15 protein-coding genes are annotated in these 12,567 nt (G+C 70.0%); 7 read left to right on the top strand and 8 right to left on the bottom strand.

The features are described from left to right. Positions 1-43: 43 nt before the first annotated feature. Positions 44-535, bottom strand: a complete 492-nt coding sequence (locus CXY76_RS03745; RefSeq protein ID WP_104162916.1) for an Rv3235 family protein — start codon at positions 533-535, stop codon at positions 44-46. 205 nt (positions 536-740) lie between these two features. Between CXY76_RS03745 and CXY76_RS03740 the strand changes: the two genes are divergently transcribed. After that, positions 741-1,334, top strand: coding sequence for a hypothetical protein (locus CXY76_RS03740; protein WP_104162915.1), 594 nt, complete (start codon positions 741-743; stop codon positions 1,332-1,334). A 6-nt stretch (positions 1,335-1,340) separates the two neighbouring features. Here CXY76_RS03740 and CXY76_RS03735 read toward each other — a convergent pair whose 3' ends face one another. Next, positions 1,341-1,664: a helix-turn-helix domain-containing protein gene (locus CXY76_RS03735; RefSeq protein WP_104162914.1), complete on the bottom strand. Its 324-nt coding sequence runs from the start codon at positions 1,662-1,664 to the stop codon at positions 1,341-1,343. Between the two features lie 149 nt (positions 1,665-1,813). Between CXY76_RS03735 and CXY76_RS03730 the strand changes: the two genes are divergently transcribed. Continuing rightward, positions 1,814-2,470 carry an SAF domain-containing protein gene (locus CXY76_RS03730; protein WP_104162913.1) on the top strand — a complete coding sequence of 219 codons (657 nt, stop codon included), beginning with the start codon at positions 1,814-1,816 and terminating at the stop codon, positions 2,468-2,470. A gap of 2 nt (positions 2,471-2,472) precedes the next feature. After that, positions 2,473-3,966 (top strand): septum formation inhibitor-activating ATPase, encoded by a 1,494-nt coding sequence (locus CXY76_RS03725; protein WP_104162912.1) that lies wholly within the window; start codon positions 2,473-2,475, stop codon positions 3,964-3,966. On the opposite strand, the gene CXY76_RS03720 is transcribed toward CXY76_RS03725, so the two are convergent. Both CXY76_RS03720 and CXY76_RS03715 read right to left on the bottom strand, forming a co-directional pair. Then, positions 3,954-5,636: a DUF5671 domain-containing protein gene (locus tag CXY76_RS03720; RefSeq protein ID WP_146073360.1), complete on the bottom strand. Its 1,683-nt coding sequence runs from the start codon at positions 5,634-5,636 to the stop codon at positions 3,954-3,956. The genes CXY76_RS03725 and CXY76_RS03720 overlap by 13 nt on opposite strands. A gap of 5 nt (positions 5,637-5,641) precedes the next feature. After that, the gene (locus tag CXY76_RS03715; protein ID WP_233199544.1) at positions 5,642-6,154 is read right to left on the bottom strand and encodes a hypothetical protein; all 513 of its coding nucleotides are present in this window, start codon (positions 6,152-6,154) and stop codon (positions 5,642-5,644) included. A gap of 49 nt (positions 6,155-6,203) precedes the next feature. On the opposite strand from CXY76_RS03715, the gene CXY76_RS03710 reads away from it, so the two are divergent. Next, a complete protein-coding gene (locus CXY76_RS03710; RefSeq protein ID WP_088455328.1) occupies positions 6,204-7,697 on the top strand; it encodes a sensor histidine kinase in 1,494 nt (497 codons plus the stop codon). Positions 7,698-7,783: 86 nt separating this feature from the next. Here CXY76_RS03710 and CXY76_RS03705 read toward each other — a convergent pair whose 3' ends face one another. After that, positions 7,784-8,032, bottom strand: a complete 249-nt coding sequence (locus CXY76_RS03705; protein WP_035837005.1) for a WhiB family transcriptional regulator — start codon at positions 8,030-8,032, stop codon at positions 7,784-7,786. A 182-nt stretch (positions 8,033-8,214) separates the two neighbouring features. Here CXY76_RS03705 and CXY76_RS03700 point away from each other — a divergent pair, with 182 nt between their 5' ends. Then, complete coding sequence (locus tag CXY76_RS03700) at positions 8,215-8,652, top strand: hypothetical protein (RefSeq protein ID WP_233199543.1); 438 nt, start codon at positions 8,215-8,217, stop codon at positions 8,650-8,652. On the opposite strand, the gene bcp is transcribed toward CXY76_RS03700, so the two are convergent. The 3 genes from bcp to aroA are packed head-to-tail and all read right to left on the bottom strand — an operon-like array spanning position 8,653 to position 11,580. Then, positions 8,653-9,126, bottom strand: coding sequence for a thioredoxin-dependent thiol peroxidase (gene bcp / locus CXY76_RS03695; RefSeq protein WP_104162910.1), 474 nt, complete (start codon positions 9,124-9,126; stop codon positions 8,653-8,655). 17 nt (positions 9,127-9,143) lie between these two features. Then, the gene (gene rsgA / locus CXY76_RS03690; RefSeq protein WP_104162909.1) at positions 9,144-10,208 is read right to left on the bottom strand and encodes a ribosome small subunit-dependent GTPase A; all 1,065 of its coding nucleotides are present in this window, start codon (positions 10,206-10,208) and stop codon (positions 9,144-9,146) included. 10 nt (positions 10,209-10,218) lie between these two features. Continuing rightward, positions 10,219-11,580, bottom strand: coding sequence for a 3-phosphoshikimate 1-carboxyvinyltransferase (gene aroA, locus CXY76_RS03685; RefSeq protein WP_104162908.1), 1,362 nt, complete (start codon positions 11,578-11,580; stop codon positions 10,219-10,221). A 125-nt stretch (positions 11,581-11,705) separates the two neighbouring features. Here aroA and CXY76_RS03680 point away from each other — a divergent pair, with 125 nt between their 5' ends. Together CXY76_RS03680 and CXY76_RS03675 are read left to right on the top strand one after the other, a co-directional pair. Further along, positions 11,706-12,320, top strand: a complete 615-nt coding sequence (locus CXY76_RS03680; RefSeq protein WP_104162907.1) for a sigma-70 family RNA polymerase sigma factor — start codon at positions 11,706-11,708, stop codon at positions 12,318-12,320. Beyond that, entirely contained in the window at positions 12,317-12,559 is a 243-nt protein-coding gene (locus tag CXY76_RS03675; protein ID WP_104162906.1) for a zf-HC2 domain-containing protein, read from the top strand. The genes CXY76_RS03680 and CXY76_RS03675 overlap by 4 nt, the downstream gene beginning before the upstream one ends. Positions 12,560-12,567 lie beyond the last annotated feature (8 nt).

The following is a 12,567-nucleotide window of genomic DNA, read 5'->3' as shown; positions in this document are numbered from 1 at the left end:
AGCACCGGCGGGCCGGCGTCGTTGACCTGCTCTGGACATCCGTTCAGAGCACGTTGATGGCGCTGGCCCGCCATCGGTTGTCCAGCCCTTCCAGGCGCACCGCGACGGCGCGCACGCGCACCTTGCTGTGCACAATCACGACGGCCTCGATGATGCCGTCCCTGGGCTCGTTGATGCTCACCCGGCCGATCGTGATGGCGGGGCGTTGGGCGCGTTGTCCCTTGACCGCGCGGGCCCTGGCCGAGAGCACTACCCGCTTGAGCAGGTGCCTGTAGACATCGTCGCTCACCCAGCGCGCGAGTTGGTCGAGCTCCCTGGCTCCGGCGAGGACCTCGATGACACACCGGGTGAGGTTGATCAGCAGGGGCTCCGGATCGGGCAGTGCGGCGCGGGAACTCGGTTGGTGGTCGAAGAAGTCGTCGGACTGGAATCCCTCGGCGGGCTCCCGCGTCGCGCCGGGGGGAGTGACCTGCGGATTGGGCCCGTTCGCGGACGGCGAAAGGCGGTGGCCGGGCTCGGCAAGTGGATCGCTCATGGGTTGCTCCAGATGCATGGATCCGTGGTGTCGACGAGGAGAGCGGGCTGGTGTGGCTGTCGAACGGGTGGAACACCGGATCGACCCCGAAGGAGGCTGAGGCCTTGGGCGACACTCAACCACCCGAAAACAAGTCTGTCTAGGCTTGTCCGGGCGGCTGTGGATAACGTCAGCGTCGGATTCGGCGGCCGACTACCGTCGGGGTGTGCGCTGGGACAATCTGTTCGACGACCTCGAAGGTCAGCTCGAGAACGAGTTGAACGCCGAGGACCTCGAGCTGCGCGCCGAGGAGGAGCGGTTGCGCCTGGGCCGGCTGGCGTTACGTCAAAGGCTGACCGGCGTGGTCAACGGTCCGGCCCCGTCACGGGTGCTCAGGGTGGTGCTTGTCGACGGCCAGGTGCTCACGGTGCGGCCGACCACATTCGGCAGGGACTGGCTGGCCGCCGACCTCCTCGAGGCCGGTGCCGGCAGCCCGCAGTGCATCCTCCCGTTCGCGGCCATCGGCGCGGTGATCCTGCAGCCGGATCAGGTGCCGGAGTCGCTGGCGGCCGAAACCGGGGCGCCCGCCAGGCTCGTCGACCGTATCGGCCTGCCGTTCGTTCTGCGTGATCTGTGCCGGCGCCGCAAGAGCCTACAGATCCAGACCGGGGTGGGGCCGGTGACCGGGACGATCGACAGGGTGGGACGCGATCATGTCGACCTGGCGGTGCACGCGCCAGGAACCCTCAGACGGGCCGGTGAGGTGCGGCAGTACCGGATCGTGCCGCTGAGCCAGATCCGCCTGGTGCGCCTGGACTGAGCAGGATCAGGACGTGGTGTCGTCGGCCGCCGGGGGATCGGTCAGCTCGTCGGGGCGCAGGATTCGGCCCCCGGACAGCTCGGGGATGTTCGCGAAGTCGGATTGTTCCCAGAGTGACAGCCGGCGGGCCTCCTCGTACTTCGCCTCGATGTAAGACTCCAGAACGACCCGCTCCACCCGCCAGGCGCCGGTGCTGCCGATGCGGATGGCGGGCAGCTCGCCGGTTCGGACCAGATCGCGGGCGGCGGCGAGCGAGAGGTTCAGTATCTGGGCGGTGTCGGCGAGGGTCAGGAATCGGCCCACGGATGCGGAGGAGACTGGATCGCTCATGGACACGATTATCCGTCGTGTTCGACGATCCCGCGGGGCGACCGGACGACCTGTGGATAACTTCAGCGCGCAGGTCCCGGTCCCGTCACGATGGTAGCCAGCCTGAACCCGGGCGAAAGAGGGGACGAGACTGTGGACGAGGTGCGCGGATGAGGACAGGACAGCCAGCCGGTTCCGGCCGACCGACGACGTCGACGAAAACCCGATTCTGGTTCGACCCGCGGTTCGCGCTCGGCCTGGTTCTCGTCGTGGCCTCCATCGTCGGGGTCAGCGTCGTCGTGGCCGGCAGCGACCGCACCGTCGCGGTGTACGCGGCCCGGGTGCCGCTGGCCGTCGGTGATCGTCTCGACGCTGCCGACCTCGTTGAAACCGACGTGCGGATCGGGGCGGCGGTGGAGCTGTACCTCACCCCGGCTCTCGTCCCCGCTGACGGATTGGTCGTGACGCGCACCGTCACCGCCGGTGAACTCGTTCCGGCAGCCGCCGTGGGAACCCGTGCGGGCGAGGCCGTGACGAGCTTGGTCCTCGACCTGCGCGGGAGGCTGTCGACGAGCCTGGCGGCCGGCTCGGTCGTGGACGTGTGGTCAGCCGGCGAAGTCGAGAGCGGTCTGTTCGGCCCTCCGGCCGTTCTCGTCGGTCGTGCGGCCATCGTGCGGATCCTCGAGCCGTCCGGCCTCATCCAGTCCGGCGAGGGCCGAGCGGTGGAGGTACTGGTGCCCAAGGACAAAGTCGCGGCCGTGCTGGAGGCGATTGCCAACGAAGAGGCGCTGTCCCTCGTGGCCGTGAACGCCCCGATCGGAGGGTGACGATGACGCTGCTTGCCCTGGCCCTGGACCGGGAGACCGAGGACCGGCTGCTCGCCGACATCATCGAGCACGGGCACGTGATCGTCGCCCGCCCGGCGAACGTGCGGGAGCTTCTCGCCGCGATCGACAAGCACGACCCCGAGGCACTGATCGTGGGAGCCACGGCCGGCACCCTGAGCGCCGAACTGCTCGCGTCCAGTGACGCGAACGGCATCCGCGTCGTCGCCCTCGCCGCGACGGATGCGGAGCGCCGCTACGCGGCCGAGCTGGGTCTGCACGAGGTCGTCGCCGCCGAGGCCGCCTGGGTCGACATCGAACGTGTGCTGACGCTGGGCGGCGATATTCCGTTGCGCATCGACGACGACCCTCCGCCCGACGCCGGGCCTCCACCCGCGCCCCGTCGGTCCGGTTCTGGACGACGGGCGAAAGAAGACCAGCGAGCCGGTCGGCCAGCGGCGAGCCGGGCCCGCCGCCGGCCCAGGGCCGAGGCGCCCGCCGTCGGCTCGTCGGCCGGCGACGCGTACGCGTCCGCCCCTGACCCGTCCGACCCGTTCCCATCCGATCCGTTCGGGTCCGACCCGTTCGCCTCCGACGACGAGGTCACGGCGGGACTGACCGGATCCGGCACCGTGATCGCGGTCTGGGGTCCGGCCGGGGCTCCCGGCCGCACCACCCTGGCCATCAACATCGCCGCCGAGATCGCGGCGGCCGGGCACACGGTGGTGCTGGCGGACGTCGACACCTACAGCGGCTCGATCGCGCCCAGCCTGGGCCTGCTCGACGAGGCGCCCGGCTTCGCCGCGGCCTGCCGGCTGTCCGGCTCCGACACCCTCACGCCGGTCGAACTGGAACGCATCGCCCACCGCTACAACTCGCCGCGGGGCGCCTTCTGGGTGCTGACCGGGATCGGACGTCCGTCCAGGTGGCCGGAGTTGTCGGCAGAACGGGTCAGCGGCACGATCACGGCGTTGCGACGGTGGGCCGACTACGTGGTGCTCGACACGGGGTTCAGCCTGGAGAGCGACGAGGAGATCTCCAGCGACCTGTTCGCGCCCCGCCGCAACGCGGCGACCCTGGCCGCCCTGGGAATCGCCGACCGAGTGGTGGCCTGTGGCCTGGCCGACCCCGTGGGGATGGCCAGGTTCCTGCGCGCGTGGAGCGATCTCACCGAGGTGATCACCACCCATCGGGTGCATGTCGTGATGAACAGGGTGCGCTCCAGCGCCGTCGGTCCGGCGCCCGCCGCCCAGGTGGGCAGCGCGCTGCGCCGGTTCGGCGGCATCGATGCGGCCGTCCTGGTGCCGCACGACCAGGCCGGGGTGGATGCCGCAGTGTTGTCTGGACGCACCCTGCGCGACGCGGCACCGCGGTCACCGGCCCGGTTGGGCATCCTCGGCCTCGTGCGCAACGAGCTGCTGCCGGTCCCGGACGCCCACGCCGCCCGGCGGCCGTGGCGCCGGGTCTTCGCCTGGCGGCGAACGGCTCAGGCGACCTGAGTCGCCGCCAGCGGGATCACGGTGGGAGCGCCGTCGACGCCGACTATGAGCAGGACCCTGTCGCCGCTGATGCCGTGCAGGGCCTGCTCGACCTGCGCGGGATCCGGCAGCACCGTGGCGGCGCCGGCCCGCTGCCAGTAGGTCACGGGTGCACCGGTGAGCCGGCGCAGATGCTCCACGACGGGCTCCGCGCCGGGGCCCATGACCAGAACCAGCTCGCCGACCACCCGTGCCGGCGGGGCGGCCGGGTCACGGGCAGGCGGAGCCGTGGCTGCGGCTGCGGCGACCGCGGCCCGGTCCTGGCGCCAGACCGTGAAGTGATATCCCGCCACCAGAGCGGTGGCCACGAGCAACCCGAGGGGTGCCCGGATGCGGTCCAGGAGTCCGGGGTCGCCGGCCAGGACCGTGTCGAAGAGCCGGAAGCCGATGACCAGGAGCGTGATCAGGGCGACGATGGCGCTGATGCCGAACACCACCACGAGATAGACGCTGCGGCCGGCGGACCGGCGCGGGTCGGCCGCCGGTTCGGTGGCCGGTCGCCAGGTGACCCACCACAGCGGCCCGCCGACCAGCAGCGAGCTGATGCCGCCGAGCAGCAGGGTGCGGGGGTCCGAGCCGGCCAGCGGCGTGGTCAGGGTGGCCAGGAGGGCGTTCACGATGACCCCGATCCCGGTGGCGGCGGCGATCAGTGAGATTCCGCTGGTCACGAGGGTGCTCGCCTGGCGCACCGCGGGTGTTCGCCGGCGCACCACCCCGCGGTGATAGATCCAGATCAGGCCGCCCACGAGTGCGGCGGCGATCGCCGGGCCCAGCGGCTCCAACAGCACCGGCACCGTGTCGGCGCGGTCGACGGCCAGCCGCAGCAGCACGAACACGACGGTGCCGGTGCCGGCCAGGGCCAACAGGGCGCCGCCCAGGATGCCGACGCCGACCAGGGCCACCCCCGCCAGGGCGGTGCCCGCCGTGCGGCCGCCATCGCGGCGCCAGTGCCACCACCAGACCAGAGCGCCGCCGGCCGCCCAGACGAGGGCCCGCACGGCGCCGGACCACCAGGGCGACCCCACCGACCCTGCAGCACCATCCGTGCCCAGCCCGACCGTGAGGGCCTCGTCGAGGAGGATCGTGAGCGCGGTCATCGCGCCGCCGGCCCCGATCAGCAGCCCGAAGGTGCCGCCGAGCACCGCGGCGGTGCCCGGCAGCCGGGTGGGCCGCCGGTCGGTCCGGCGCAGCACGAACCCGTGCCCGGCCCAGACTCCCGCCCAGACCACACCCGTCGACGCCTCGGCGGTGAATGCCTCAGCGGTCACGGCGGCGGCGCCGGCGCTCAGCAGGGCCGTGGCCGACACAACCAGGGCGAGCGTGCTGATGCCCACCAGGTACAACGCCCAGGCCAGAGAGGCCCGCTCCGGCGGGTCGGCCAGGCGGCGCCAGGCGAACCAGCCCAGAACCGCCGCCAACGGTCCCGCGATCAGGGTGAACGTCAGCGATACCGCGAGACCGACGGTGTCGGTGCCGGCGAGCAGCTCACCGGTGACCACGTCGAACAGCCGGCTGAGCAGGTCGCTGACACCGCTCGCCGTGAGCACCACCAGAACGAAGAGGATCGTGTAGACCACGACCCTGCGCACGATCGGTGCGGCGCCAGGGCGCGGCGGGGTCGTCGCAGGCATCGCCGTCACGGGGTGTCTCCGCGGGGCGGGCACGCGATGAGCCGCCACGGCGCCTCGTCGATGAGCCAGTCACCGTCGACCCGCACCAGCTCGAAGGCCTCCTCGGATTCGTACTCCGACGACCCGAACGGGCCGCTGCCGTACGACGTGACGATCAGCACCTGTACATCGGCGATCGAGCCGCGTTCGGTCGTGTCGACGAGGGTGACCCGGATGTCGTCGGTGGTCGACGAGGCGGCCGATGTCGTGCCGCTGTTGCAGTCCGCCAGGACCGCCGCGCTCAGGTATCGGGCCGCCGTCGTCTCATCGCCGTCCAGCACCGCCGTCGAATAGCGCTGCACCACCCCGCCGGGTGTGTCGGCGTCGAGGAGGGCGGGCGCGCTGCGCGTGAACACCACGACGAGAGCCACCACGACGAGCAGGATGATCAGGCCCAGGACGACCAGCAGCGCCGGGTCGCGCCGGGCGGGTGACGCCGGGGCCGGGCCGGAATCGGGAGGAGGAACAGCAGAGGTCATATCGCGAGCATGGCGTATCCGGCGCCGCGGCACCACATAGGCTTGTCACGTGTCGACGCTCAGTGATCTCGTACTTGCCCAAGGCCGCAACAGCGCGGAGGACGTCGACTGGCTGCACATGCTGGTCTCCGACGGCCAGCTGCTGGCCGACCTCGCCTTCGCCGACATCGTCGTGTGGGTGCCCACCCTCGGCGGCAGCTTCGTCGCCGTCGCCCACGCCAGGCCGTCCAGCGCCGCCACCCTGTTCTACCGGGACTTCGTGGGCCAGGAGATCAAGGCCGAATGGCGCAAGCAGGTGACGGAGGCATTCGACACCGCGAAGATCATCGACACCACAGCGCCGGACTGGTACGAGGAAACCCCCACCAGGGTGCGGGCCATCCCGGTGCGCCGCCGCATCAGCTCGAGCGGCGCCGAGATCACCCCGGAGCCCATCGCCGTACTCACCCGGCACACCAACCTCAGCGAGACGCGCACACCCGGCCGTCAGGAACTGACCTTCAACGATTGCGCGAACGACCTGTTCGCCATGATCGCCTCCGGCGATTTCCCCGACCTGGGTGCCCCGACCGGCCCCCGCCGCGGCGCACCCCGGGCATCGGATGGCCTGATCCGGCTGGATCTGGACGGCGTCACCACCTTCGCGAGCCCCAACGCGCTCTCCGCGTTCAACCGGATGGGGTTCGCCGACGAACTCGAGGGGGAGTCGCTCGCCGAGGTGACGACGAGCCTGCTGTCCGGCAAGGCCGTCGTCGACGAGTCGCTGCCCCTCGTCGTGACCGGCCGGGCGCCCTGGCGCACCGACATCGAGGCCCGCGGGGTGACGGTGTCGTTGCGCGCCATCCCCATTCGCAACCGGGGCGAACGGATCGGCGCCATCGTGCTCTCCCGCGATGTCACCGAACTGCGGCACCAGGAGCGCGAGCTGATCACCAAGGATGCCACCATCCGGGAGATCCACCACCGGGTGAAGAACAACCTGCAGACCGTGGCGTCGCTGCTGCGCATCCAGGCGCGCCGTACCCATTCCGACACCGCCCGCGAGGCCCTCAACCAGGCCATGCGCCGGGTGGCGGCCATCGCCGTGGTGCACGACACCCTGTCCTCGGGCCTGAGCCAGAACGTGGACTTCGATGCCGTGTTCGACAGGGTGCTGCTGCTGATCGCCGAAGTGGCCTCGGCGCACAACACCACGGCGCACCCGAAGTCGTCCGGAAGCTTCGGCATCCTGCCCAGCGCCTACGCCACCCCGCTGGCCCTGGCGTTGACGGAGCTCGTCACGAACGCCGTCGAGCACGGGCTCGCCGGCCGGGAGGGCGAGGTGGCCATCGAGGCCGAGCGCAACGAGGAGACCCTCACCGTGCGCGTCCGCGACAACGGTTCGGGCATGCCGGAGGGCAAGGTCGGGTCTGGGCTCGGCACCCAGATCGTCCGCACGCTCATCCAGGGTGAACTCAGCGGCACCATCGACTGGCACACCATGATGGACAGCGGTACGGAGGTCACCATCGAGATCCCCCTGCGCTTCATGGAATTCGACTGATCGAATCGCCCGGCGGCACGCCGCGGGACACCAAAACGGGCGAGCAGCCGAAGCTGCTCGCCCGTTTCGAAAGCTCGAAGAGGTCTCTAGGAGGCGCGGCGTGCGCGAGCGGCGCGGCGCTTGAGGGCGCGGCGCTCGTCTTCGCTGAGGCCGCCCCAGACTCCGGAGTCCTGCCCGGTCTCGAGAGCGTACTGAAGGCAAACCTCAGTGACGTTGCAGCGGGCACAAACGGATTTGGCCTTCTCGATCTGGTCGACTGCGGGACCAGTGTTACCAACCGGGAAGAAAAGTTCCGGGTCAGCGGTAAGGCAGGCTGCTTTATCGCGCCAATCCATAGGGGTGCTCCTTTATTGCGGGGGGATGCCTGGCCGATCGGCCGAAGATGCGGGGACGCCCAGGTTGCAGGAAGGTCAGATCTGCGAAGAGATCTGCTCACCACCCTGTGAGCGTCAACCGGGCCTTAAATATGGTCCCATAATAGGGATGTCAAATCAATAGTTTTGTATGGGATATCGCTGTGAGACAACCGTTCGACCCCAGCCAGGATGGCCTGGACGAGCCCAAGCCGGCCCGTCGGTCCCGTGCGCTCATCACCCTGGCGCTGCTCCTGGCCGCCGAAGCCGCCCTGCTGTGGACGGCCGTCGTGTGGCTGATCCTTGAGCTGCTCACCGACCAGCCCGCCTCACTGGCCAGCGCCCTGGCGATCCTGGCGCTCACCGTCGTCGCCGCGCTCTGGGTGTCGGCCATCGTCGTCGGCACGCTCCGCGGGCGCAGCTGGATCCGGGCGGCGGCCGTGACCTGGCAGCTGGTGCAGGTCTTCGTCGCCATCGGCTGTTTCCAGGGCCTCTACGCCAGGCCGGACCTCGGCTGGGCGTTGCTCATCCCGTCGGTGCTCGTGATCGTGCTGCTCTTCACCCGCAGTGTGCTCGAGGCCACGAGCCGCCGCGAGCCCTAGCTAGATCCCGAGCTTCTTGCGCAGGCTGGCCACGTGGCCGGTGGCCTTGACGTTGTACAGGGCCAGGGTCACCAGGCCGGCCTCATCGATCACGAAGGTCGAGCGCAGCACACCCGTGACGATCTTGCCGTAGAGGTTCTTCTCCCCCCAGGCGCCGTAGGCGCGGTGCACGGCGAGGTCCTCGTCGCTGAGCAGCGGGAAGGTGAGGTGGTCGTTCTCGGCGAATTCCGTCAGCTTCGCCTGGTTGTCCTTGGACACGCCCAGCACCTGGTAGCCGGCCGCGGCGAGCGAGCCCAGGCTGTCGCGGAAGTCGCAGGCCTGCGTGGTGCAGCCCGGGGTCATGGCGGCCGGGTAGAAGTACACCACGACCTTCCGGCCGCGATAGGAGGCCAGGCTGACCGAGCTGCCGTCCTGGTCGGTGAGGGTGAAGTCTGGGGCCGTGTCGCCGGCTGCGAGCCGCGTGGAATCCGTCATGGCACCCACGCTACCGGTCAGTTCTCACCCGGGCGGTGCGCCGGAGCGGCCGCGAACGTCGCCAGGAGGCGCTGGAGCGAGTCCAGGCGGGCCTTCCCGGTGTCGCCCAGGGTTCCGGCCGCCACGGCCTCGTTGATGGCGCAGTCCGGCGAGCTGGGCAGGTGCGTGCACCCGCGCGGGCACTTCTCGGCGATGGTGGCCAGGTCGGTGAAGGCGCGCAGGATGTTGTCGGTGTTGATGTGGCCCAGGCCGAAGGAGCGCACGCCGGGGGTGTCGATAACCCAGCCTCGGCCGGCATCCGTTTCGAGGCGCAGCGAGATCGTCGACGAGGAGGTGTGCCGGCCGCGGCCGGTGACGGTGTTGACCACGCCGACGGCGCGGTGCGCGTCGGGCACGAGCGCGTTCACCAGGGTGGACTTGCCCACACCGGAGTGGCCCACGAAGACGGTGTCGTGGCCGACCAGCGCCGCGGAGATGGCCTCGAGCGGCATGGCGTCGTCGCGGCTCTGGAAAACGGGCAGGTCCAGGCCGGCGAAGTTGTTCAGGAACTCGGCGGGGTCGGCGAGGTCGGTCTTGGTGATGCAGAGGATGGGGGAGACGCCGGCGTCGTACGCGGCGACGAGGTAACGGTCGACAAGACGGATGCGCGGTTCCGGGTTGGCCGCGGCCACCACGATGAGCATCTGGTCGGCGTTGGCGACGATCACCCGCTCCACGGCGTCGGTGTCGTCGGCGCTGCGGCGCAGCAGGGTTTCGCGCGCCACGATGCGCACAATACGGGACAGGCTGCCCTCGGCGCCGGTGGTGTCGCCGACGATGTCGACGCGGTCGCCGGTGACGACGGCGTGCTTGCGCAGCTCGCTGGCGCGCGCGGCGGTGACCCGGCGTTCGGTGGGTTCGTTCTCGTCGAGCATCACCGTGTACCGGCCCCGGTCCACCGAGAGGATCCGCCCGGTCAGGGCATCGCCGTGCTCCGGCCGGGTCTTGGTGCGCGGTTTGGTGCCCTTACGGCCCGGGCGAATCCGCACGCTGGATTCGTCGAACTCCGGCTCATCGTCATCCGGGCTCGACCACCAGGTCATTCTGTGCCCGTCACGAAGCGACCGGCCCGGAGACCAGGCCGTGCCACAGCTCGGCGAACTGGGGGAGGGTCTTCGCCGTGGTGCCGATGTTCTCCACCTCGACGCCCGCGACGACCAGCCCGAGCAGCGCTCCGGTGGTGGCCATCCGGTGGTCGTCGTAGCTGTGCCAGGTGCCGCCGTGCAGCGGCCGTGGCTCGATGGCCAGCCCGTCCGGCAGCTCCGTGACCTGGCCGCCGAGGTTGTTGATCTCCGTCGCCAGGGCGGCGAGCCTGTCGGTCTCGTGGTGGCGGATGTGGCCGATGCCGGTGATGGTGCTCGGGGAGTCGGCCAGGGCCGCCAGGCCCACCAGGGTGGGGGCCAGTTCGCCGCCGGTGGACAGGTCGAGGTCCACTCCGGTGATCCGGCCGGTGCCGGTGACCGTGAGCCTGTCGCCGTCGATGGTGACGGTGGCGCCGAACAACGGCAGCAGCTCGGCCAGATGGGCGCCCACCTGGGTGGTCGTAGCCGGCCAGCCCGTGATGGTGACGCTGCCGCCGGCGACCAGCGCCGCGGCGAGGAACGGTGCGGCGTTGGAGAGGTCCGGTTCGATGTCGACCTCGGCGCCGCGGATCGGACCCGGTTCGACACACCAGACGCCGACCTCGGGGCTGGTGACGGTGACGCCGCGCTGAGCAAGAGTGTGAATGGTCATCTCGATGTGCGGCAGGCTCGGCAGGCGCTCGCCGGAGTGACGCAGCCGCAGGCCGTTGGTGAAGCGGGGGGCCGCGAGCAGGAGGCCGGACACGAACTGGCTGGAGGAGGACGCGTCGATGGTCACCTCGCCGCCATCCAGGCCGCCGGTGCCGTGCACGGTGAACGGCAGGGCTCCGCGGCCGTCGTCGTTGATGTCGGCGCCCAGCGCCCGCAGCGAACTGATCGTGGTTTTCATGGGCCGGCGTTTGGCGCCGGCGTCACCGTCGAAGGTGGTCGGGCCCAGCGCGAGCGCGGCGACCGGCGGCAGGAACCGCATCACGGTGCCGGCCAGGCCGCAGTCGATGGTGGTGGAACCGAACAGTTCGCCGGGCGTGATGCGCAGGTCGGAGCCGTATTCGCCGTCACCTTCGACGGACTCGATGGTCGTGCCGAGCTGGCGGAGCGCGGCAACCATGAGGTCGCTGTCGCGCGAGTGCAGGGGCGCGCGCAGCACCGACGGGGTGTCGGCGAGGGCGGACAGCACGAGTTCACGGTTGGTCAGTGACTTGGAGCCGGGCAGCGACAGGGTGGCCGTCAGCGCGCGCGGCGCGACGGGGGCCGCCCACAGGGCATCCGTCTCTTCGGGCGAACTGTCGCCGTATGGATCGAACTCCGGCTTGGAATATCTCGAGATCAACATCGGTTATCAGAATAGTCGGGAATACCGATACACAGTGAGGCACAGGAGGTCATGTGAGCGCATCCACGCTTTTGGAACGCACGGCCGCGACGCCCAGCGGCGTCGACGGCTTAGAATTGCCCGTGATGACAACAGATACAACTGCCACGCGGGACCTGTTCGAAGCACAGGCCATGCCGTTCATCGACCAGCTCTACGCAGCGGCGATGCGCATGACACGGAACCCCTCTGACGCCCAGGACCTGGTTCAGGAAACCTTCGTCAAGGCGTTCGCGTCGTTCGCGCAGTTCGAGCAGGGCACCAACCTCAAGGCGTGGCTGTACAGGATCCTCACCAACACCTTCATCAACACCTATCGCAAGAAGCAGCGCGAGCCCTACCAGGGCACCATCGACGACCTCGAGGACTGGCAGCTGGGCGGCGCGGAATCCACGACGGCGACGTCGAGCCGCTCCGCGGAAGCCGAAGCCATCGACCACCTGCCGGACAGCGCCGTCAAGGACGCCCTCCAGTCGATCCCGGAGGACTTCCGCCTGGCGGTGTACTTCGCCGACGTCGAAGGCTTCTCCTATCAGGAGATCGCCGAAATCATGAAGACACCCATCGGAACGGTGATGAGCCGCCTGCACCGTGGCCGCCGCCTGCTGCGCGAGCTCCTGGCCGGCTACGCCCTCGAGCGCGGACTCGGCACCGGCCAGGGCGCACCGATCAAGAAGACATCCGGGAGTACAAAAAAATGACCGATTGCGGTTGCGAGAAGGCCAAGGCCGAACTCGAAGAGTATTTGCACAACGAACTCCGCAAGGAGGACGCCATCGACATTCGTGAGCACCTCGAGCACTGCCCGGACTGCCGGGGCGAACACCACGTGGGGCGCACCCTCACCGAGGTGATGCAGCGCGCCTGCAAGGAGACCGCCCCCGAAGACCTGCGCGACCAGGTTCTGCTTCGGCTGCGCGCCATCCAGTCAGCGCACTGACTGCCGGC

Source organism: Cryobacterium sp. N22, assembly GCF_002929555.1.
In the GTDB taxonomy this organism is placed as follows: Bacteria; Actinomycetota; Actinomycetes; order Actinomycetales; family Microbacteriaceae; genus Cryobacterium.
This window is presented reverse-complemented; position numbering and strand designations above follow the sequence as displayed.